The sequence below is a fragment of the Burkholderia latens genome (assembly GCF_001718795.1).
GTDB lineage: Bacteria > Pseudomonadota > Gammaproteobacteria > Burkholderiales > Burkholderiaceae > Burkholderia > Burkholderia latens_A.
Window position 1 is genome coordinate 1,801,726 of record NZ_CP013435.1, and the last position, 22,352, is coordinate 1,824,077.

The following is a 22,352-nucleotide window of genomic DNA, read 5'->3' on the forward strand; positions in this document are numbered from 1 at the left end:
ACAAAGAAACGGGAAAGCGGCACCGGCGCATGCGAAGGACTCGGGCGCACGCATGCGACAAGAATGCCCCGCAACGACGCACGCGCCGCTGCTGTACGAAGCAACGCTACGCGGGTGCGCAAGCGTCGACGGAATACGAAGGAAGAACAAGCAGACGCGGCGAATCGAACCGCGCCGCGACATCACGACATCACGCGCGCCGCCGGCGCCGCGTCATCCGCCGATCGTGCCGCGATCGATCTTGCGCGACAGGATGATCGACGTCGTCGTGCGCTCGACGCCTTCGAGCGTGCCGATCTGGTCGAGCAGGTCGTTGAGCCGTTCCGGCGAATCGGCGCGCAACCACGCGACATAGTCGTATTCGCCGCTCACCGCGCATAGCAGCTGCACTTCGGGCATCCGGTCGAGCTTTCTCAGCACGTCCTTGCCGAACTTCGGCGTGAGAATGATGCCGACGTATGCGTAGATGCTCGCATCGAGTACATCCTGGCCGAGCCGCACGCTGTAGCCGGCAATCACGTTCGTGCGCTCGAGCCGCGCGATGCGCGCGACGACCGTCGTGCGCGCGACGTCGAGCTGCCGCGCGAGATCGGCGACGCTTGCGCGCGCATCGGCTTGCAGCAGTGCGACGAGTTGCCGGTCGAGGTCGTCGAGTTGATCGAGGCGAGGTGGGCGCATGAGGCTGGGCCGGCGTATAGCGCGCCGGCGAAATGGAACGTGACGCGATGATAGCGCCGAACGCCGGTGCGCCCCAACCGCATCGCGCGCCGTGACGGGCTGCGCATGCGCGCCGCCCTCCTCTTGCGCGTGCAATATCCGGCGTTCGGCCGACTGCCCGCTGCGTTACCGCTTCGATTTCGATTCGTATCGGATGTAAGCAAGTGTCGCTTTCGCTGCCGCGCCGCATCCGACGTGCTACTAATAACGGCGACGCGAGATGCGCGCCCGTGGCAGTCGCCGCCGCGCCCGCTCGCACGCCCCGTTACTATCTTCACGCCTCGATAATCGGGGCTATGGCCAGCCAGGCCCGGCATGGTTCTCGCCCCCAGTCGCAGTCATGATCCGGGGGGTGTTGTCACCGGGCCTGGTGGGTGGCTGGTGATCGCTGATAGGGGTTTGGCCGGGATATCCCGACGCCGTCCGTAACGTGGATGCCGAGACTTGCCACCGTTGTTGCAGGCCAATCCGTTCACTCTGCATAAACTTCGATGCAAGACACTCAACAACGTGACGCCGTCGATGTCTTTGTCGGCGTCGATGTCGGTAAGGGCCACCATCACGCCGTGGCACTCGATCGGAACGGTAAGCGCCTGTACAACAAGGCGCTACCCAACGACGAGGCCAAGCTGCGCGCCCTCATCGCCGAACTCAAGACTCACGGTCGACTGCTGTTCGTCGTCGATCAGCCTTCCACCATCGGCGCGCTTCCTGTAGCCGTCGCCCGCGCTGAAGGCGTACTCGTCGCCTATCTGCCCGGACTGGCCATGCGCCGCATCGCTGATTTGCACGCCGGCGAAGCCAAGACCGATGCCCGCGACGCCGCGATCATCGCCGAAGCCGCTCGATCGATGCCGCATACGCTGCGCTCGCTTCGACTGGCCGACGAGCAACTCGCCGAACTCACCATGCTCTGCGGCTTCGATGACGACCTCGCCGCTCAGGTCACGCAAACCAGCAACCGCATTCGCGGCCTGCTTACCCAGATCCATCCGGCGCTCGAGCGTGTTCTCGGACCGCGCCTTGACCATCCAGCGGTACTCGATCTGCTTGAGCGCTATCCGTCGCCCGCCGCGCTTGCCGGCACCGGCGAGAAGACGCTCGCCAATCGCCTGACCAAGCTCGCTCCGCGCATGGGCAAAGGCCTAGCGGCCGAAATCGTTCAGGCACTGAGCGAACAAGCCGTGACCGTGCCCGGCACGCAAGCCGCCACCATCGTCATGCCCCGTTTAGCCCAGCAGCTTGCAGCCTTGCGTCAGCAGCGCGACGAGGTCGCTGTCGAAGTGGAACGACTGGTGCTTGCTCACCCTCTTTGGCCGGTCCTGACCAGCATGCCGGGAGTCGGCGTCAGGACCGCCGCCAGACTCCTGACCGAGGTCGCCCATAAGGCGTTCGCTTCGGCTGCGCATCTGGCGGCCTACGCCGGCCTCGCGCCGGTTACCCGACGCTCAGGTTCATCGATACGCGGTGAACATCCATCCAGACGCGGCAACAAGGTGCTCAAGCGCGCCTTGTTCCTATCCGCCTTCGCGGCCTTGCGGGACCCAGTCTCACGGGCCTATTACTCGCGCAAGATCCAGCAAGGCAAGCGTCATAACCAAGCGCTCATCGCGCTCGCGCGGCGACGCTGCGACGTTCTGTTCGCCATGCTGCGCGACGGCACCATTTACCAACCCAAGTCAGCCCCTAACGCTTGACGAAACACATAGGGGCACCCCCCCGGAGAGCCCATCATGAAGAAAATCTCGCTCACCCTTGCGATGCTCGCCGTGACAGCCGGCGCGTTCGCGCAGACCCAGCCGCAAACTCCGCCGCCGGCGCAGGCTGCGCCCGCCGCATCGGCACCGAGCGCCGAACAACGCGCCGCGCGCCACGAAGCGCGCATCGAGCAACGCATCAAGTACCTGCACGACCAGTTGAAGATCACGCCGGCGCAGGAACCTCAGTGGAAGACGTTCGCCGACACGATGCGCGCGAACGGCGACACGATGGGTCGCCTGTATCGCGAGCGGATGGAAAGCCGCAACGTGTCCGCAGTCGACGACATGAAGCAGTACGCGGAACTCGCGCAAGCGAATGCGGACGGCGCGAAGAAGCTCGCCGACGCGTTCGCGCCGCTCTACGACAGCTTCCCTGCCGACCAGAAGGCGCTGGCCGACACGACGTTCCGCAGCTGGCTGCACCACGGCGGCGAACGCCGCGGCAAGGGCAAAGCCGGAAAGGATGGCAAGGCAGCAGCCGCGCCGGCCGCGAGCGCACCCGCGCAACCCTGACCTCCGCCCCGCCGGCGCCGCGCTGCCCGCACGGGCAAAACCGGCGCCGCGCATCCGGCGGGAATTCGGCGCGTCACACGGCGCGCCGAATTCGGGATAAGCTCCCGGCTTTTCCCGCACATCCCCCGCCATGCTCGAACTCAAGCACCTCGATCTGCGTACCGATCCGCAGGCCCGTCGCGTCGTGAAGGACGAAACCGTCACGGTCGCATTCGCGGATGCCGACGGCGAACTGATGAGCCTGGAAGGCCCGAACCGCTATGTCGCGGGCGACGCACTGATCACCGGGTCGACCGGCGACCGCTGGGTCGTGTCGCGCGCACGCTTCGACGCGAAGTACGTGCCCGCCGATCCGGCGCTCGCGCACGGCACGGCAGGCGCGTACCGGAACCGGCCGGCCGTCGTGCTCGCTCGCCGGATGGACGAGCCGTTCACGATCGCGCGCTCGGAAAACGGCGACACGCTGCGCGGCGTCGCCGGCGACTGGGTCATGCAATATGCGCCCGGCGACTATGGCGTCGTACAGGCGCAGCGCTTCGCGCAGGTTTATCGCGACGCTTAACACACGGCGCGCCGGCAACAGCGCTCATGCAAAGTCTTCGTCGAGTTCGAGTTCCGCATCGCGCTCGACGGCCTCGCCCGCCGCGTGCCGCTCCTCGAGCGAGCCGAGCATTGCTTCGGTGTATGCATGCAGCACCGCATGACTGCGCGCGCGCTGCATCGGCCGCAGCGCCAGATAGCGCGCCAGCGCGGCCGGCACGATCCGGATGTCGAGCGTCATCCGCTTCGGCGTCGAACCGAACCGCATCGCAAGCCATTTCACGGACAGGAACCGTCCGCGCTCGTCGCTGCTTTCGGTGAAGCGCGTCTGCTCCGGAAAGAGGTCGCAGATCACGCGCGCGAGCGCATCGAACTCCACGCTCTGGCATTCGATCAGATAATCGTCCATTCCGTCTCTCCGTCAGGCCGCCGCACGCTGCGGCCGGCACGCCTTCACCAGCACGGCGGCAAGGACCGCGGCCAGCACGAAATACACCGCCTCGAGCGCGCCTGCCGGCAGCACGCGCACCTGATACAGCAGCGCCGGCGCGACCGCGAGCGCATGCAGCACGATCGCGAGCGGCAGCACGCCCGCGCGGCCGGCGCGCACGCCGCGCCAGACGAGCACCGACAGCGCCAGCTGCACGGCGAATGACGCGCAACGCTCGATCAGCAGCAACAGCATCGACTGCGCCGACAGCGTCGCGAGCATCACGTGCAAGCGCACGACGGTGTCGCCCGGCAGGTCCGCGAGCTGCGCGTCGAGCTGCCCGCGGCTCGCGATCCACGCGAGATACGACCACTGGCCCCACACGAGCACGCCAACGAACCACGCTTCGGCGCCCGCATGACCGAGCCCGTAACCGATGCCGCGGCTGTCGCCGGCCGGTGCGCCGTAACGACGCTTCAGGAAGCGCATCCCGAGATAGCGGCCGAGTTCCTCGAACACGGCGGTCGCGAGCGCGCTGTATGCGACAAACGCGAGCGGCCGCGTGAGCCAGCCGCCGGCGGGCGTCTGGCTCAGTACGAGGCCATGGAATGCGCGTTCGACGATCATCGCGAACAGCGTGAAGACGGCGACGCCGACGATCGTGTCGCGGCGGTCGAGTGCAAGCGGCTTGCGCAGGGTACGGAAGAGAACGAACGGCAGTAGCGCGATGATCAGCGTGGCGGCGATCAGCACCGCCAGCGTGACGGGGGCGACAGTCATGTATTTCCTTGGTTCGAAGCAGCGCACCCGACGCGCTGCGTGCCCCGAATGATACTCAGCTTGCGGTCGACGCGCGCGCGATCAGCTCGCCCGGCAGCATCGCGACGCGCACGTCGCCGGCCGCGCCGTCGATGCGCTCGTGCACGAATTCGACGGCCTTGTAGCCGATTTCGTAGGTCGGCTGGCGGATCGTCGTGATCCCGATCAGCTCGGCCCACTCCGGATCGTCGATCGACAGCAGCGCGGCCTTGTCCTGCCACGCGGCGCCGAACCGCGCGCGCAGGTGACGCGCGATCGCGAGCGCGACCGGCGCATTCGCGGCGAACAGCGCCGCGCGCACGCCGCGCCGCAGCGCGTCGTCGACGCGCACGTCGAGATCGGCCAGTGCGGCGGCCGCCGCCGCAGGTTCGTCGAGGTCCAGCACGATCGTCGGCGGCACCGGCAGGCCCCGCGCGGCGAGCGCCGCACGGAACGCGACTTCGCGCAGGCGCCGCGAACTGACGCGCTCGAATGGCTGCACGACGAAATGGATTGCATCGAATCCGCGCGCGACGAGATGCGCGAGCGCCGTCTCGATCGCGTCGGTGTTGTCGAGCCCGATCAGGTCGGCCTCGAAGCCCTCGACCGTGCGGTCGACAAGCACGGCCGGGATGCCCGCGCCGCGCAGCGGGCGCAGCACGTCTTCGTCGGCGCCGAGCGCGTTGACGATCAGCCCTTCGACGCGGTACGTCGTGAGCAGCTGCAGGAAGCGCCGCTCCATCTCGACCTCGTTCGCCGCGTGGCAGATGAGCGGCATGTAGCCGAGCGCGTGGCACGCGGCCTCGACGCCCTGCAGCACTTCGACGGTATACGGGTTGGTGAGGTCGGCCGCGAGCATGCCGAGCAGCCGGTTGCGGCCGCGCTTCAGCCCTCGCGCCATCTGGTTCGGCCGGTAGTTCAGGCGCGCGATCGCCGCCTCGATCCGCTGGCGCAGATCGGCGGACAGCACGTGCGTCTCGCCGTTCAGATAGCGCGAAACGCTGGTCTTGCCCGTGCCGGCTTCGCGTGCGACGTCGCTGATCGTCGCCGGACGCTGCGTGGAAGGTTGCGAATCGCTCAAGTGGTGCCTCGCGACGTACGATCCGCGCCGCTTTGCGCGCGGACGGACCATTGTTGTTGGATACGAAAACCACCCGGCGGACGCCGCCGGCCCCATGCTTCGCAGCCGACCCGCGCCGGCGCGTTCGCGCCCGTCCCGGCCGCCTGAGACCGCCCGAGACCGCCCGGCGCCAGCGCCGGCATCGATGCCCGTGGCCGCCGGCCGCAAGGCCGATTCGTCGATGCGACGAGCGGGCGATCATAACGCAGCCAGCGCTCCCGCACCAAGATCGTCGACTCTAACCGCACCGGCGAACCGGCGCCGCCGTCAGTCGCCGTTCATGCGTGCACGAGCGCGTCCGGATTGACCACGTTCGTGCGCAGCGTGCCGGCGAGCGCGCCGACCAGGTTTTCCGCGGCGCAGCGCGCCATCGCGTGGCGCGTCTCGTGCGTTGCCGAGCCGATATGCGGCAACGCGACGACGTTGCTCATCCGCAGCAGCGGCGAATCGGCTGCGAGCGGCTCCTTTTCGAACACGTCGAGGCCCGCGCCGCGGATCGTACCGGCGCGCAGCGCCTCGATCAGCGCGGCCTCGTCGACCACCGGCCCGCGCGACGCATTGATCAGGATCGCGCCGCGCTTCATTTTCGCGAGTTCGGCCGCGCCGATCAGATGATGCGTTTGCGGCGACAGCGGCACTTGCAGGCACACGAAATCCGACTGCGCGAGCAGTTCGTCGAGCGTGACGCGGCGCGCGCCGTACTGCGTTTCGGCTTCGGCATGCGCCGAACGGTTCGCGTACAGCACCCGCATCCGGAACCCGAGCGCGGCGCGACGCGCGACCGCGCCGCCGATCCGCCCGAGCCCGACGATGCCGAGCGTCTTGCCCTGCACGTCGGTACCGTAAAGATCGGGGCCGATGCTGCGATGCCAGTGCCCCGCCTTCACCCACTCCGCCAGCTCGACCACGCGCCGCGCGGACGCGAGGATCAGCGAAAACACGGTGTCGGCCGTCGATTCGGTCAGCACGTCGGGCGTGTGTGCGAGCACGATGCCGCGCCGCGTGAGATCCGCGACGTCGAAGTTGTCGTAGCCGACCGAGATCGTCGACCAGGCCTTCAGCCGCGGCGCGCGATCGAGCATCTGCGGCGTGACCTTCAGGCTCGCGCCGATCGCGCCGTCGGCGTCGCCGAGCGCATCGGCGAGCGCGTCGGCGCCGTCGGCCTGCACGACTTCCGCGTGCTCGCGCAGATACGCGAGGACGTCATCGGGCAGCGGCTTGTACGCGACGATACGGAGCTTCATCGTTTTCATTTTCCTTGCAACGGCGTCGCGAGCGCGTGTGCATCGCGGGCCTGGGGTTTGACGGACAGCGTGAGGATCACCGCGGCCACCAGCGCGGCGCTCATGAACGCATAGGACGCCAGCGGCGAACCGGTCGCCCCGTTCAGGTAGCCGACGAAATACGAGCCGACGAACGAGCCGAGCGCGCCCATGCTGTTGATCAGCGCCATCGCGCCGCCGGCGACGTTCTTCGGCAGCAGTTCCGGCACGATCGCGAAGAACGGGCCGTACGGTGCGTACATCGCGGCGCCCGCGACGACCAGCAGCGCGTACGAGATCCAGAAATGCGACGAGCCGAGCGCGTACGAGGCGGCGAACGCGGCCGCGCCGACCAGCAGGAACGGCCACACGAAGCCGCGACGCGAGCCGACCTTGTCGGACGCCCACGACGCGGCCAGCATCGCGATCGTCGCCGCGAGGTACGGCAATGCGGACAGCCAGCCGGTCGCGACCATCCCGAGCTCGGAACCGTTCTTGACGATGGACGGCAGCCACAGCACGAAGCCGTACACGCCGATGCTCCAGCAGAAGTACTGCGCGCACAGCTTGATCACGGCCGGCGACCGGAACGCCTCCGCGTAGTTGCGCACCGGCTTGATCGCCGCCTGTTCGGCCGCGAGCGCGGCGTCGAGATCGCGCTTTTCCTGTGCGGTGAGCCACGGCGAGTCGGCCGGCTTGTCCTGCACGAGGAACCACCAGCACACGGCCCAGATGACGGCCGGCACGCCTTCGGCGACGAACATGTGGCGCCAGCCGAATTCGTGCACGAGATAGCCCGACACGATCGACATCCACAGCACGGTCACCGGGTTGCCGAGAATCAGGAATGTGTTCGCGCGCGAGCGCTCGTTCTTCGTGAACCAGTTGCTGATGTAGATCAGCATCGCCGGCATCACGGCCGCCTCGACCACGCCGAGCACGAAGCGGATCGCCATCAGCGACGGGATATTGGTGACCACGCCGGTGAGCGCCGCGCACGCGCCCCACAGCACGAGGCTCGCGAACACGAGCTTCTTCACGCTGCGGCGTTCCGCATAGATCGCGCCCGGAATCTGGAAGAAGAAATAGCCGAGGAAAAACAGCGCGCCGATCAGCGACGACAGACCCTTGCTGATACCGAGATCCTGATTGATGCCGGCCGCTGCCGCGAACCCGTAGTTCGCGCGGTCGAGGTAAGCGAGGCTGTAGGTAATGAAGACGATCGGCATGATCGTCCACCAGCGTCGGGCTGCGAGATTGGCTGCCATCTGAATGTCTCCTTGGGTGATCGGAGTGGGCGGGTCGAACGCCCGGCTCCGCTCCCGTCCTTTGGGAATCGGCCGGCGTCGGCGCAATGGCGCCGAATCCGGCCTCATGCAAACTCGTGCACGAAGCACGCAATAGTCCGCGGATTGTGCCGTGTCCGGCATCTCATTGCGCGGAGACGGTTTCCTCTAAGCGATCGGCGCGATTGCTGACGTTTTCGAGCCGATCGAGCGCCGCCCGGGTCGGCAAGCCTTCCGAATCGCCGATCACCTGGATCGCGAGCGCGCCGATGCGGTTGCCGCGCGCGACCGCCTGCTCGATCGGCTTGCCTTCCAGCAGCGCGCTGACCACGCCGACCGCGAAGCCGTCGCCGGCGCCGACCGTGTCGACCACGTTCGCGACGCGCTCGCCGGCCACCGTGCCCTCGCAGCCGTCTGCCGTGCGGAAGTACGCGCCTTCGGCGCCCAGCTTGATCACGACCCCGCGCGCACCCTGGGCCAGGTAGAAGCCGGCGATGTCGGCAGGCGTGTCGTGCCCGGTCAATTGCCGCCCTTCGGCCAGACCCGGCAGCACCCAGTCGGCGAAAGTCGCGAGCGCGTTCAGCGTCTTCGCCATCGCGTCGGCGGACGGCCAGAGCGTCGGGCGCAGGTTCGGATCGAACGAGATCGTCTTGCCGGCCGCGCGCATCTCGCGCGCGAGCTTGAAGGCGAGCTCGCACGACGTCGCCGAGATCGCCGGCGCAACACCCGTCAGGTGCAGATGGCGCGCGCCGAGCACGTAGTCGGCCACGTAGTCGTCGCACGAAAGGTGGCTCGCGGCCGAACCCTTGCGGAAGTATTCGACGGTCGGGTCGCTGCCGTCGTCGTTGCGCGACTTCAGCTGGAAGCCGGTCGGATAGCGCGGATCGACGCTCACGCACGCTGCGTCGATGCCTTCGCGGGCGAGCGTGTCGAGCACGTAGCGCCCGAACGAATCGCGGCCGACCCGGCTCATCCAGCCGACCCGAAAGCCGAGCCGCGACAGGCCGATCGCGACGTTCAGGTCCGCGCCGGCGATCCGCTTCGTGAATTGCGCGGCCTGCGCGAGGTGGCCGGGTTCCGCGGCGACGAACATCGCCATCGCTTCGCCGTAGGTCACGACATCGAGTGCTGCTTTCATGAATGAACTCCTCCGTATCCTTCCGGCATCACGCGGCGGCAAGCCATGCGACGCGCCGGCCCGCATCGCCGGCCAGGTCCGCCGCATCGAACGGGAACTCGATCCCGCGCGGCGCCGCTTGCGGCAGCACCGCGAGCACAGCGGCGACGAGCGGATCGTCTGCCGCCGGCGCGACCGCGAAGCGGCGTGCGCCGTCGCCAACGACGGCCTTGCAATGAATGTATTCCACGTGCGGCGCCAGCGCGTGCGCGCACGCGAGCGGCGCTTCGCCCGGCCACTGCCAGTTGCCGATGTCGAACGTCATGCCGAGCGCATCCGGCATGCCCGCCGCGTTCAGTGCCGCGAACAGCCCGCGGAACTGCGCGAGCGCACCGCCGACCGGCAGCTGCCCGTTCTCGACCACCACACGGGCACGCGCGCCGCGCGACAGCGCGACGATCTCGGCCGCATGGGCGTCGCCCGCAAACCCGCCGAGCTGAAACTTCACGAAGCGCGCGCCGAGCGCGTCGGCCTGCGCGAGCGTGTCGCGCAACGCGCCGGCGTCCAGCGACCCGGTCTCCGTGTACAGCGTCGCGGGTGTCGAATAGACCGACCACAAACCCTGCGCGGCGATTTCGGCCCCGAGCGCGGCAAGCGCGCCGGGCGTCGCGTCGTCCTCCGACGCGAACAGTTCGCGCCGCACCTCGAAGCCGCTCGCGCCGGATGCCGCGGCGGTCGCGACGAACGCGCGGTGGCCCTGCTGGCGCACGCGGTCCATCCCGAATGCGCTCGCCACGATCACGATGTCTGCCATTTCTACCCTTTTTTTACCGGAATGGAACCGGTTCCATCAACGTGAGACGGATGGTGCGCTTCGCCTCTTGAGCACGCCATAGAGAAAATCCCTAACAGGCGCCGACGCTCGCACGCGCGCCCGTGGCCGTGCGTCCGGCATACCCGATGCGGCGCACGTTGCCTATCCGGCCGCGTGCGCAACGCTCATCTCGAGGAACTGCGCGGCCACCCGCGACGGCGCGGCCCCGTGCGGCACGAGGATCGAGAAATGGCGCGTCAGCCGCGCCGGTGCGAGCGAGCGCGGCACGAGCGCCGCATCCTCGTGACGCAGCGACATCGCGGACACGAATCCGACGCCCATCCCCGCGCGCACCGCCTCCTTCACGGCCTCGACGCCTGCGATCTCGAACGCGACGCGCATCGGCGCCCCGCCGTGCGCGAAGGCGCGTTCGACGAGTTGCCGGACACCGGAACCCTCCTCACGCAGCACCAGCGGATACGCGGCAAGTATGTCGAGCGTCACGCCGGTGTCGTGATCGGCGGCCGCGAGCGGATGTCCGGCCGGCACGACCGCGACGATTTCGTCCTGATGCCACGCATGTACGGCGGTGCCGGGCGGCAGCGCCTCGCCGGGCGGGCCTTCGATCATCGCGATATCGAGCGACGCCAGCGCGGCGACCACCTCCGCGGTGTTGCCGCTCATCGTGTGGATGGCGACCCGCGGCGCCCGCGGCTGGAACGCCGCGATCAGATACGGCAGCAGGTAGCTCGCCGGCGTCGTGCTTGCGCCGATCCGCAGCGTGCCCGCGTCAAGGCCGCGCACTGCATCGCGAAACGCACGGGCCTGCGCGAACGAGTCGCGCTGCGCTTTCGCGTATTGCGCGAGCTGTTCGCCCACCGGCGTCAGCCGGATGCCGCGGCCGTCGCGCTGGTACAGCGGCTCGCCGAACTCGTCCTGCAGCAGCCGCAGCTGGCCCGACACAGCGGGCTGCGACAGATGCAGCGCGACGGCCGCATGGCTGATGTTCAGGTGGTCGGCGACGGCCGCGAACGTTATCAGTTGATCCGGGGTCATGGCATCGAATTATCGGTTTTCCAGATAGTTTACGTCACAAATCACAATTTTTCATATCGATATATCCAAATTAGGATTAAGCCATCGCAACCCGCTTGATCACGGTGCCCCATGCCCACTGCCCCGAGTCCCCGTCTCAGTCACGCCGCGCCGTCGATGCGCGGCCAGTTGAACGGCGTGCTGTTCGTCGCGCTGTTCGCCGCCGCCGTCACGAGCCTGTCGCAGCTTCCGGCAATCGCCGCGCTCGGCCTGTCGCCGCTGATCGTCGGGATCGTCGCCGGCGCGCTGTATGGCAATGCGCTGCGCGACGGCATGCCCGCGAGCTGGGCGGCCGGCGTCAACTTTTCCGCGCGCAAGCTGCTGCGCATTGCGGTCGCGTTCTTCGGCCTGCGCGTGAGCCTGCAGGAAATCGCGCAGGTCGGCTTGCCGGGCCTGACGGTTTCGGTGCTGATCGTCGTCAGCACGCTGGCGATCGGGACTTGGGTCGGCATGAAGGTGATGAAGCTCGATCGCGACGCGGCACTGCTGACCGCCGCCGGCAGTGCGATCTGCGGCGCGGCCGCCGTGCTCGCGTTCGAATCGACGCTGCAGTCGAAGCCGCACCAGAGCGCGATGGCCGTAGGCAGCGTGGTGCTGTTCGGCACGCTGTCGATGTTCCTGTACCCGCTCGCGTATCACGTCGGTCTGCTGAATCTCGACCCGGCCGGCCTCGGCCTGTTCTTCGGCGGCACGATCCATGAAGTCGCGCAGGTGGTCGGCGCCGCAAGCGACATCAGCCCCGAAGTCACGCACGTCGCGACCATCGTGAAGATGACCCGCGTGATGCTGCTGGTGCCGGTGCTGCTGACGCTCGGCTGGTGGCTCGCACGCTCGGCGCGTTCGGCCGACGCCGGCGCCGACGGTGCGCACCGCACGCGCAAGGTTGCCGTGCCGTGGTTCGCGCTCGGGTTTCTCGGCTTCGTGATCGTGAATTCGCTGAACGTGCTGCCGACCGACGTCACGCATACGCTGAACGTGCTCGACACCTTCGCGCTGACGATGGCGATGACCGCGCTGGGCATCGAAACGCGTGTCGCGCAGATCCGCGAGGCCGGCCCGCGCGCACTGGTCACCGGCCTGATCCTTTACGTGTGGTTGATCGCCGGCGGTTACGCGATCACCTGGGCCGTGCAGCACTGGCTTGGCTGAGCCGCACGTCCACGCCGCGACACGCGCCGCGCACGACGGGAAGGTCCCGCGGGCGCGGCGCGGTGCTATGCTTCGCGTCGTTTTCCTTCGTCCTCTTCATCATCTACTTTCAGCCGTGCTCTCGTTCCTGCTGAAGCTGCGCACCCGCGCGCAGACGCTGTTTCGCCTGTCGGACGCCCATACGATGCTGATCTGGTCGGCGATCGTCGGCGTCGGCGGCGCGTTCGCGACCATGACGTTCCGCGAGGGCATCGACCTGATGCAGCGCCTGATCTCGGGGCACAGCGGCAGCTTCGTGCAGATGGCGCGAAGCCTGCCATGGTACGTGCGCTTCTGGATGCCGGCCGCAGGCGGATTTCTCGCCGGCTGCGTGCTGCTGCTCGCGACGCGCGGCGACAGGAAATCCGGCAATACCGACTACATGGAGGCCGTCGCGCTCGGCGACGGCGTCGTGCCGGTGCGGCAGAGCTTATGGCGCAGCGTGTCGTCGCTGCTGACGATCGGCAGCGGCGGCTCGATCGGCCGCGAAGGCCCGATGGTGCAGCTCGCGGCGCTCGCGGCGTCGCTGGTCGGCCGCTTCGTGCACTTCGACCCGCCGCGCCTGCGCCTGCTCGTTGCGTGCGGCGCGGCTGCCGGCATCACGTCCGCGTACAACGCGCCGATCGCCGGTGCGTTCTTCGTGTCCGAAATCGTGCTCGGCACGATCGCGATGGAGAGCTTCGGGCCGATGGTGGTCGCGTCCGTCGTCGCGAACATCGTGATGCGCGAATTCGCCGGCTATCGGCCGCCGTACGAAATGCCGGTGTTCCCGGCCGTGACCGGCCCGGAGGTGCTGCTGTTCGTCGTGCTGGGCGCGCTGTGCGGCGTGCTTGCACCGCAGTTCCTGCACCTGCTCGATGCGTCGAAGAACCAGTTCAAGCGACTGCCCGTGCCGCTGCCGGTGCGGCTCGCGCTCGGCGGCCTCGTGGTCGGCGTGATCTCGGTATGGATTCCGGACGTGTGGGGCAACGGCTACAGCGTCGTGAACCATATCCTGCATGCGCCGTGGACCTGGCAGGCGCTCGTCGCGGTCCTGGTGTTCAAGGTCGTCGCGACTGCCGCGACGGCCGGCTCGGGCGCGGTCGGCGGCGTGTTCACGCCGACGCTGTTCGTCGGCGCGGTGTTCGGCTCGCTGTTCGGGCTCGCGATGAACGCGCTGTGGCCGGGCCACACGTCGGCCTACTTCGCGTATGCGATGGTCGGCATGGGCGCGTTCATGGCCGGCGCCACGCAGGCGCCGCTGATGGCGATCCTGATGATTTTCGAGATGACGCTCAGCTACCAGGTCGTGCTGCCGCTGCTGGTGTCATGCGTGTTCGCGTATTTCACCGCGCGGGCGACCGGCACGACGTCGATGTACGAGATCACGCTGCGCCATCTCCAGGACGCACAGGAACGGCTGCGGCTGCGCACCACGCAGATGCGCGAGCTGATCCAGCCTGCGCAAACGGTCGTGCCGCTCACCGCGAGCGTCGCCGACATGACCCGCGTGTTCCTCGAATATCCGGTGAAGTATCTGTACGTGACCGACGATGCCGGCCGCTTCCGCGGCGCCGTGGCGCTGAAGGACATCACGTCCGATCTGCTCGACAAGCGCGACACGACCGACAAGACCGCCGCGCACTATGCGCATACGCCGTTTCCGCTGCTCACGCCCGACATGCCGCTCGCGACCGCGCTCGAACGTTTCATGGCGTTCCAGGGCGAACGGCTGCCGGTGATCGAAAGCGAGGCGGAGCCGACGCTCGCCGGCGTCGTCTACAAGACGTCGCTGCTCGACGCGTACCGGCGCATGACCGGCGAGCGCTGACGCACGACGTCCGCTCGACGGCACGCCGCCGGCCGTGCCGTGAACGGTGCGACGGCATCCGGTCCGTCCACCGGCCGCCGCGCCCGAGGCGATCGCATTCAGTCCGGCGACCGCCCCAGCACGACCCGCGCGAAGAAGCCCGCAAGCACCGCTTCGGCAGCGTCGGCCGACACATGCTGCGGATCCGCGGTGTAGTACGACTGCACGCCGTCGCACAGGCACATCAGCCCGAACGCGAGCGTGTCGGGCGGCAGCAGCAGCGGCGTGCCCGCGCGCTCGGCAAAGCGCTGGATGAATTCGGCCATTTGCAGCCGCTTCGCGTGCAGGAACTGGTTGAAGCGCACACGGAATTTCGCGTCGCGCGCCGCCTGCAGCTTCGCCTCGCCCCACAGCAACGAATATTCGTCGTCGCGAAACAGCGTCCGGTAGTACGCGAGCGCCATCGACTCCATCTGCTCGCGCGGGCCGCCTTCGTCGAAGATCGCCTCGAAATCGGCGCGCACCGAGTCATGGTCGCGCTCGAGCAGCTCGAGCAGCAGTTCCGACTTGCTGCGGAAATTCGAATAGAACGCGCCGCGCGTATAGCCGGCCGCCGCCGCGATGTCCTCGACGCTCGCGGCGACATAGCCTTTCTTCAGAAAAATCCGGTGCGCGGCAGTCAGCAGACGTTCGCGCGTCTGGTCCCTGCTCTGCTCGCGAGTTAAGCGCTGTGGTTTCATGGCGCGCAGTCTAGCACCAACCCCCTTTCAGATTCATCTTTGCATTCAGATACAGGTGTGTATTAGAATCCGCCACAGTTTCCGAACAATCTCGTTCGGCTGACCGTGTGCGCCCCGGGCGCCACTCGTGGCAAGCGTCCGTCGCGCTTGCCGGCTTCGTTCCGCTCTCACCTGCTCTGGGGGTTTCGTGAATCGCTCCGGTTCCCGCGCCGTGCTGCTGGTCGGCACCGCGCTCGTCCTCGCCGCCTGTCATCCGAAGGAAGCCCCGCCACCCGCACCACGTCCGGTCGTCGCGCTGCCCGTGCACGCCGACGGCGCCACCTCCGGGGCCACGCTGCCCGGCGAGATCCAGCCGCGCTATGCAACACCGCTGTCGTTCCGCATCGCGGGCAAGATCGTCGAGCGCAAGGTGCGGCTCGGCGATACCGTCAAGGCGGGCCAGGTCGTCGCACTGCTCGATCCATCCGACGTCGAAAAGAACGCCGCCAGCGCGCAGGCGCAGTTCGACGCCGCGTCGCACAGCCTCGCGTTCGCGAAACAGCAGCTCGACCGCGATCGCGCGCAGGCGCGCGAAAACCTGATCGCCACCGCGCAGCTCGAACAGACCGAAAACAGCTACACGTCGGCGCTCGCGCAGCGCAACCAGGCGCAGCAGCAGCTCGCGCTCGCGAAGAACCAGCTGCGCTATGCGACGCTCGTCGCCGATCACGCGGGCACGATCACCGCCGAACAGGCAGACACCGGCCAGAACGTGTCGGCCGGCCAGCCCGTCTACCAGCTCGCGTGGTCGGGCGACGTCGACGTCGTCAGCGACGTGCCCGAAACCGCGCTCGCGTCGCTCAAGCCCGGTCACGCGGCAAGCGTTACGCTGCCGTCGCTGCCGGGCCGCCAGTTCGCCGCGAAAGTGCGCGAGATCGCGCCGGCCGCCGATCCGCAAAGCCGCACCTGGCGCGTGCGGCTCACGCTTGCCGCGCCCGACCCTGCCGTGCGTCTCGGGATGACCGCGAACGTCGCATTCGACGGCGCGCCGTCAGCCGGCAACGCGCCGAGCATCACGGTGCCCGCGACCGCGCTGTTCCACGACGGCCCGCATCCGGCCGTGTGGGTCGTGCGCACGAAGGACGACACGCTGGAACTGCGCCGCGTCGACGTCGTGCGCTTCAACGAACGCACCGTCACCGTGTCGCGCGGGCTGCAGCCGGGCGAGCGCGTCGTGCTGCAAGGCGTGCATACGGTCAGCGCGGGCGAGAAGGTGCGCGCGGTCGCACCGCTGCATCGCGAGGATTTCGCGTCATGAGCGGCTCCCGCGAAGAAGGCCGCTTCAACCTGTCGGCATGGGCGCTGCGCCACCAGGCGCTGGTCGTCTACCTGATCGCGCTCGCGACGCTCGCGGGCATCCTGGCGTACACGCGGCTCGCGCAATCCGAAGACCCGCCGTTCACGTTCCGCGTGATGGTGATCCGCACGTTCTGGCCCGGCGCGAGCGCGCGGCAGGTGCAGGAACAGGTGACGGACCGGATCGGCCGCAAGCTCCAGGAAACGCCGGCCATCGACTTCCTGCGCAGCTATTCGCGCCCCGGCGAATCGCTGATCTTCTTCACGATGAAGGACTCCGCGCCGGTGAAGGACGTACCCGAGACCTGGTACCAGATCCGCAAGAAGGTCGGCGACATCGGCTATACGCTGCCGCCGGGCGTGCAGGGCCCGTTCTTCAACGACGAGTTCGGCGACGTCTACACCAACATCTGGACGCTCGAAGGCGACGGCTTCACGCCCGCGCAGCTGCACGACTACGCGGACCAGCTGCGCACGGTGCTGCTGCGCGTGCCGGGCGTCGGCAAGGTCGACTATTTCGGCGATCCCGATCAGCGGATCTTCATCGAGGTGAGCAACGCGCAGCTCACGCGGCTCGGCATCTCGCCGCAGCAGCTCGGGCAAGCGATCAACGCGCAGAACGACATCTCGTCGGCGGGCGTGCTGACGACGGCCGACGATCGCGTGTTCGTGCGGCCCAGCGGCCAGTTCGACAACGTCGATGCGATCGCCGACACGCTGATCCGCATCAACGGCCGCACGTTCCGGCTCGGCGATCTCGCGTCCGTGAAGCGCGGCTACGACGATCCGCAAGTCACGCAGATGCGCGCCAACGGCCATGCGGTGCTCGGCATCGGCGTGACGATGCAGCCGGGCGGCGACGTGATCCGGCTCGGCAAGGCGCTCGATGCCGAATCGAAGGAGTTGCAGGCGCAGCTGCCGGCCGGCCTGAAGCTGACCGAGGTGTCGAGCATGCCGCACGCGGTGTCGCATTCGGTCGACGACTTCCTCGAAGCCGTCGCGGAAGCGGTCGCGATCGTGCTGGTCGTGAGCCTGGTGTCGCTCGGCCTGCGCACCGGGATGGTCGTCGTGATCTCGATTCCGGTCGTGCTTGCGGTCACCGCGCTGTTCATGTACCTGTTCGACATCGGGCTGCACAAGGTGTCGCTCGGTACGCTCGTGCTCGCGCTCGGGCTGCTCGTCGACGATGCGATCATCGCGGTCGAGATGATGGCCGTGAAGCTCGAACAGGGCTACAGCCGCGCGCGCGCCGCCGCGTTCGCGTACACGAGCACTGCGTTCCCGATGCTCACGGGCACACTCGTCACGGTGTCGGGTTTCCTGCCGATCGCGCTCGCCAAATCGAGCACCGGCGAATACACGCGCTCGATTTTCGAGGTGTCGGCGATCGCGCTGATCGCATCGTGGTTCGCGGCCGTCGTGCTGATCCCGCTGCTCGGCTATCACCTGCTGCCCGAGCGCAAGAAGCATGCGCACGAAGCGCACCTGCCGGACGATCACGAGCACGACATCTACGACACGCGCTTCTACACGCGGCTGCGCGGCTGGATCGACTGGTGCATCGAGCGGCGCTTCGTCGTGCTGCTGATCACCGGCGCGCTGTTCGTGGTCGCGCTGCTGGGCTTCACGCTCGTGCCGCAGCAGTTCTTCCCGAGTTCCGATCGCCCCGAGCTGCTGGTCGACGTGCGGCTGCCGGAGGGCGCGTCGTTCGCGGCGACGCTGCGCGAAACCGAGCGCCTCGAGAAAGTGCTCGACGAGCGGCCGGAGATCGATCATTCAGTGAACTTCGTCGGCAGCGGCGCGCCGCGCTTTTACCTGCCGCTCGACCAGCAGCTGCAGTTGCCGAACTTCGCGCAGTTCGTCGTCACCGCGAAATCGGTCGAGGATCGCGAGAAACTCGCGAGCTGGCTCGAAACCACGCTGCGCGACCAGTTTCCGGCCGTGCGCTGGCGGCTGTCGCGCCTCGAGAACGGGCCGCCGGTCGGCTACCCGGTGCAGTTCCGCGTGAGCGGCGACGACATCGCGCAGGTGCGCTCGATTGCCGAGCAAGTCGCGGCGACGATGCGCGGCGACGCGCGCACGGTGAACGTGCAGTTCGACTGGGACGAGCCGGCCGAGCGTTCGGTTCGCTTCGAGCTCGATCAGAAGAAGGCGCGCGAGCTGAACGTGACGTCGCAGGACGTGTCGAGCTTCCTCGCGATGACGCTGTCGGGCACGACCGTCACGCAGTATCGCGAACGCGACAAACTGATCGCGGTCGATCTGCGCGCGCCGCGCCCCGACCGCGTCGATCCCGCGAAGCTCGCGGGCCTCGCGCTGCCGACGCCGAACGGCCCGGTGCCGCTCGGCTCGCTCGGCCGCTTCACGCCGACGCTCGAATACGGCGTGGTGTGGGAGCGCGACCGCCAGCCGACGATCACCGTGCAGTCCGACGTACGCGCCGGCGCGCAGGGCATCGACGTCACGCACGCGATCGACGGCAAGCTCGACGCGTTGCGTGCGCAACTGCCGGTCGGCTATCAGATCAACATCGGCGGGTCGGTCGAGGAAAGTGCGAAAGCGCAGGCGTCGATCAACGCGCAGATGCCGCTGATGGCAATCGCCGTGTTCACGCTACTGATGATCCAGCTGCAGAGCTTCTCGCGCGTGCTGATGGTGGTGCTGACCGCGCCGCTCGGGCTGATCGGCGTGGTCGGCACGCTGCTGCTGTTCGGCCAGCCGTTCGGCTTCGTCGCGATGCTCGGCGTGATTGCGATGTTCGGGATCATCATGCGCAACTCGGTGATTCTCGTCGACCAGATCGAGCAGGACATCGCGGCCGGCCACGGACGCTTCGACGCGATTGTCGGCGCGACCGTGCGCCGCTTCCGTCCGATCACGCTGACGGCCGCGGCCGCCGTGCTCGCGCTGATCCCGTTGTTGCGCTCGAACTTTTTCGGGCCGATGGCGACCGCGCTGATGGGCGGGATCACGAGCGCGACCGTGCTGACGCTGTTCTACCTGCCCGCGCTGTACGCCGCATGGTTCCGCGTGAAGCGCGACGAGCGCGACCCGCACGACGGCGGCACGCCTGCCGCGCCGTCCGGAGCCTGACCATGGAATTGTCGATGAACCTGAAAACGAAGACCGCGCGCGCGCTCGCCGCCGCGGCCCTCGCGGGGCCGCTTACCGGTTGCGCATGGTTCGCGCCGAGCGGCGAGCCGCCCGCGATGCCGTCGCCCGCGCATTACGGCGCCGCGCCGCAAGTGCAGCAGACCGTCGTCGCGCAAGGCGTGGCCCAGCAGTTCGAGGTCGGCGCGCAACCGGTGCCCGACTGGTGGACGCAATACCGCTCCGACGCGCTGAACGCACTCGTCGACGAAGGGCTGCGCAACAGCCCGACGCTCGGTGCGGCATCGCATTCGCTCGATGCCGCGCGCGAGCAGTTGCGCGCGCAGGTCGGCAGCTCGATGCTGCCGTCGATCGACGCCGGCGGGCAGGCCGCGCGCCAGCGCGCGCTCGGCGTGCCGATCCCCGCGCTCGGCGCGCCGACGCTGCTGTACGACACGTTCGTCGGGCAGCTGCAGGCAAGCTATACGCTCGACCTGTTCGGCGCGGCGCGCTTCGCGAATCGCGCGCTCGCGAAACGCGTCGACGTCAGCGCATTCCAGCTCGAATCGGCCCGCCGCGCGCTCGCCGCGAACATCGTCACCGCGGCGATCACGGTGTCGGTGCTCAATGCGCAGATCGCGACGACCGAACGGCTCGTCGCGCTCGCGAGCGACCAGGCGCATGATGCGCAACGCCGCTACGCGCTAGGCTCCGCGTCGCGCAGCGACGCGCTGAATGCGCAGCAAAGCGCGGACACCGTCGCGGCCAGCCTGCCCGCGCTGCGCCAGCAGCGTGACACCGCCCGCCACGCGCTCGCCGTACTGATCGGCCGCACGCCGGACCGACCGCCCGCCGACCTCGCGCTCGCCGACCTGCATCTGCCGAAACAGGTGCCCGTGGTCGTGCCGTCGGCGCTGCTGCAAAGCCGGCCGGACATTCAGGCCGCCGACGCGGGGCTGAAGGCGGCCGCCGCCGAAGTCGGCGTCGCGACTGCGCAGCTGTTCCCGCAGCTGTCGTTGTCGGCGGCGATGGGCAAGGGCGGCTTCAGCTGGCCGGCGATGCTGTCGGGCGCCGGTACGATCTGGAACGTCGGCGCGTCGCTGAGCCAGCCGCTGTTCCATGGCGGCGCGCTGCTCGCGCAGCGCCGCGCGGCGAAGGCCACGTACGAGGCCGCGGTCGACCAGTACAGGCAGACGGTGCTCGCCGCATTCCAGAACGTCGCCGATTCGCTCGCCGCACTCGAGCATGATGCGGAGGCGCTCGATGCGTCGTCGCGCGCCGCGTTGTCGGCGCGCGGCGCTTACGACGACGCCGCCGCCCGCGTGCGGCTCGGTGCGCTGCCGCCGTCGGCCGCGCGCGCGAGCGAACTGCAGTATCGCAATGCGCGGCTCGACGAGATCCGCGCGACCGGCGCACGCTTCGCGGACACCGCGCGGCTTTATCAGGCGATGGGCACGCCGCCGGTCGACCCGGCCGGCAACAGGGCTCAAGCCGCGAACGCCGATGCAGCCGGCGCCGCCGGCCACGCGGCTCAGGACGTCCCCGCCCCCCACGCCGCCGCGACCACGCCCGACGCACGACCGGCGCCGCAGTAACGGTTGTGCGTCTCGGCGCACAGGGCACGGCGCGCGGCCTCACCCCGCGCGCCGACCTGAAATCTTCCGCTTGACCCTTACGTAGCGTAACGTTCGAGACTCCAGTGTGCGCACCGAACGGAGAACATCATGCGGCTGAAAGTGGGAGAACTGGCGAAACGCAGCGGGCTGACCGTCCGCACGCTTCATCACTATCACGCGATCGGCCTGCTGACACCTTCGGCGCGCGCCGATAACGGCTACCGGCTGTACGACCGCCACGACATCGCCCGGCTCCATCAGATCCAGGCATTGCGTCGCTTCGGACTGTCGCTCGCTGAAATCGGCGACTACCTGAACCAGCCCGGCACCCCGCTCGTCGAACTCGTCGCGAAGCAGATCGCGTCGCTCGACCGGCAGCTCGCGCAGGCCGCGCAGCTGCGCGAGCGGCTCGTGCACCTGCACGCGCAGCTCGCCGCGGGCACGGAGCCGGAACTGGCCGACTGGCTTATCACACTGGAGTTGATGACCGTGTACGACAAATATTTTTCCGAGGAAGAACTCGCGCGCCTGCCGATGTACCGCAAGAGCCAGACCGGCGATGCAGAATGGGCCGCGCTCGTTGCCCAGGTGCGTTCGCTGCACGACGCGGGCGTGCCGCCGGAGGACGAACGCGTGCGCACGCTCGCCGGGCGATGGATGGCGCTGCTCGTGCGCGACACGAACAACGATCCGCGGCTGCTCGCGAAGCTGAACGTGATGCATGAGCACGAACCCGCGATGCAGTCGAAAATCGGCATCACGACCGCGCTGCGCGACTACGTGCTGAAGGCGATGGCCGAGACGAAGATGCGGATCTTCGAGAAGTACCTGAACCCGGAGGAAATCCGCTTCATGCGCGCGCACTACGGCGAACGCGCGATGGAATGGCCGCAACTGATGGCGGACGTGCGCGATGCGATGGAAGCCGGCAAGCGCCCCGATTCGCCGGAAGGCCGTGCGCTTGCGCAGCGCTGGATGGAACTGTTCCGCGGCTATGCGGGCGACGATCCGGCCACGCACGCAAAATTCCGCAAGGCGATGATGACCGAGCCTGCGCTCACGAAGGACTCGTGGGTCGACGATACGCTGCTCGGCTTCATGCGCGACGCGATGGCGCAGCTCGCACCGGTGCGTTGATCCGG

The 22,352-nt window shown here is 68.3% G+C and carries 19 protein-coding genes; 9 read left to right on the top strand and 10 right to left on the bottom strand.

What is annotated here, in order from left to right; translation table 11 throughout:
* Positions 1-213 precede the first annotated feature (213 nt).
* Positions 214-678, bottom strand: a complete 465-nt coding sequence (locus tag WK25_RS08405; RefSeq protein ID WP_006481526.1) for an Lrp/AsnC family transcriptional regulator — start codon at positions 676-678, stop codon at positions 214-216.
* Between the two features lie 530 nt (positions 679-1,208).
* On the opposite strand from WK25_RS08405, the gene WK25_RS08410 reads away from it, so the two are divergent.
* The 3 genes from WK25_RS08410 to WK25_RS08420 all read left to right on the top strand — a co-directional run bounded on the left by WK25_RS08410 (position 1,209) and on the right by WK25_RS08420 (position 3,552).
* On the top strand, positions 1,209-2,414 hold the full coding sequence (locus WK25_RS08410) for an IS110-like element ISBma3 family transposase (RefSeq protein WP_069240966.1): 1,206 nt from the start codon (positions 1,209-1,211) through the stop codon (positions 2,412-2,414).
* Between the two features lie 36 nt (positions 2,415-2,450).
* Positions 2,451-2,990, top strand: a complete 540-nt coding sequence (locus WK25_RS08415) for a Spy/CpxP family protein refolding chaperone (RefSeq protein WP_040144222.1) — start codon at positions 2,451-2,453, stop codon at positions 2,988-2,990.
* A gap of 130 nt (positions 2,991-3,120) precedes the next feature.
* Positions 3,121-3,552 (top strand): PGDYG domain-containing protein, encoded by a 432-nt coding sequence (locus tag WK25_RS08420; protein ID WP_040144223.1) that lies wholly within the window; start codon positions 3,121-3,123, stop codon positions 3,550-3,552.
* Between the two features lie 24 nt (positions 3,553-3,576).
* Here the strand turns inward: WK25_RS08420 and WK25_RS08425 are convergent, their stop codons facing one another.
* The 8 genes from WK25_RS08425 to WK25_RS08460 all read right to left on the bottom strand — a co-directional run bounded on the left by WK25_RS08425 (position 3,577) and on the right by WK25_RS08460 (position 11,413).
* Complete coding sequence (locus WK25_RS08425) at positions 3,577-3,939, bottom strand: DUF3022 domain-containing protein (RefSeq protein ID WP_069241416.1); 363 nt, start codon at positions 3,937-3,939, stop codon at positions 3,577-3,579.
* 12 nt (positions 3,940-3,951) lie between these two features.
* Complete coding sequence (locus tag WK25_RS08430) at positions 3,952-4,740, bottom strand: YhfC family intramembrane metalloprotease (protein ID WP_069241417.1); 789 nt, start codon at positions 4,738-4,740, stop codon at positions 3,952-3,954.
* A 55-nt stretch (positions 4,741-4,795) separates the two neighbouring features.
* A complete protein-coding gene (locus tag WK25_RS08435) occupies positions 4,796-5,839 on the bottom strand; it encodes a LacI family DNA-binding transcriptional regulator (RefSeq protein WP_040144956.1) in 1,044 nt (347 codons plus the stop codon).
* A 317-nt stretch (positions 5,840-6,156) separates the two neighbouring features.
* Positions 6,157-7,122, bottom strand: coding sequence for an NAD(P)-dependent oxidoreductase (locus WK25_RS08440; protein WP_069241962.1), 966 nt, complete (start codon positions 7,120-7,122; stop codon positions 6,157-6,159).
* A gap of 5 nt (positions 7,123-7,127) precedes the next feature.
* Entirely contained in the window at positions 7,128-8,408 is a 1,281-nt protein-coding gene (locus WK25_RS08445; protein WP_069241418.1) for an MFS transporter, read from the bottom strand.
* Positions 8,409-8,571: 163 nt separating this feature from the next.
* On the bottom strand, positions 8,572-9,564 hold the full coding sequence (locus tag WK25_RS08450; RefSeq protein ID WP_059544077.1) for a sugar kinase: 993 nt from the start codon (positions 9,562-9,564) through the stop codon (positions 8,572-8,574).
* 28 nt (positions 9,565-9,592) lie between these two features.
* Positions 9,593-10,357 (bottom strand): xylose isomerase, encoded by a 765-nt coding sequence (locus WK25_RS08455; protein ID WP_040144228.1) that lies wholly within the window; start codon positions 10,355-10,357, stop codon positions 9,593-9,595.
* A 162-nt stretch (positions 10,358-10,519) separates the two neighbouring features.
* Positions 10,520-11,413 (bottom strand): LysR family transcriptional regulator, encoded by an 894-nt coding sequence (locus tag WK25_RS08460; protein ID WP_069241419.1) that lies wholly within the window; start codon positions 11,411-11,413, stop codon positions 10,520-10,522.
* A gap of 111 nt (positions 11,414-11,524) precedes the next feature.
* On the opposite strand from WK25_RS08460, the gene WK25_RS08465 reads away from it, so the two are divergent.
* Positions 11,525-12,601, top strand: a complete 1,077-nt coding sequence (locus WK25_RS08465; RefSeq protein WP_059544070.1) for a YeiH family protein — start codon at positions 11,525-11,527, stop codon at positions 12,599-12,601.
* 115 nt (positions 12,602-12,716) lie between these two features.
* Positions 12,717-14,450 (top strand): ClcB-like voltage-gated chloride channel protein, encoded by a 1,734-nt coding sequence (locus tag WK25_RS08470; protein ID WP_040144231.1) that lies wholly within the window; start codon positions 12,717-12,719, stop codon positions 14,448-14,450.
* 98 nt (positions 14,451-14,548) lie between these two features.
* Here WK25_RS08470 and WK25_RS08475 read toward each other — a convergent pair whose 3' ends face one another.
* On the bottom strand, positions 14,549-15,169 hold the full coding sequence (locus WK25_RS08475) for a TetR/AcrR family transcriptional regulator (protein ID WP_069241420.1): 621 nt from the start codon (positions 15,167-15,169) through the stop codon (positions 14,549-14,551).
* A gap of 187 nt (positions 15,170-15,356) precedes the next feature.
* On the opposite strand from WK25_RS08475, the gene WK25_RS08480 reads away from it, so the two are divergent.
* The 4 genes from WK25_RS08480 to WK25_RS08495 all read left to right on the top strand — a co-directional run bounded on the left by WK25_RS08480 (position 15,357) and on the right by WK25_RS08495 (position 22,347).
* Entirely contained in the window at positions 15,357-16,466 is a 1,110-nt protein-coding gene (locus WK25_RS08480) for an efflux RND transporter periplasmic adaptor subunit (RefSeq protein WP_040144233.1), read from the top strand.
* Positions 16,463-19,597: an efflux RND transporter permease subunit gene (locus WK25_RS08485; RefSeq protein WP_069241421.1), complete on the top strand. Its 3,135-nt coding sequence runs from the start codon at positions 16,463-16,465 to the stop codon at positions 19,595-19,597. The genes WK25_RS08480 and WK25_RS08485 overlap by 4 nt, the downstream gene beginning before the upstream one ends.
* A 2-nt stretch (positions 19,598-19,599) precedes the next feature.
* A complete protein-coding gene (locus tag WK25_RS08490; protein WP_069241422.1) occupies positions 19,600-21,189 on the top strand; it encodes an efflux transporter outer membrane subunit in 1,590 nt (529 codons plus the stop codon).
* Between the two features lie 129 nt (positions 21,190-21,318).
* On the top strand, positions 21,319-22,347 hold the full coding sequence (locus WK25_RS08495) for a MerR family transcriptional regulator (protein ID WP_040144236.1): 1,029 nt from the start codon (positions 21,319-21,321) through the stop codon (positions 22,345-22,347).
* Positions 22,348-22,352 lie beyond the last annotated feature (5 nt).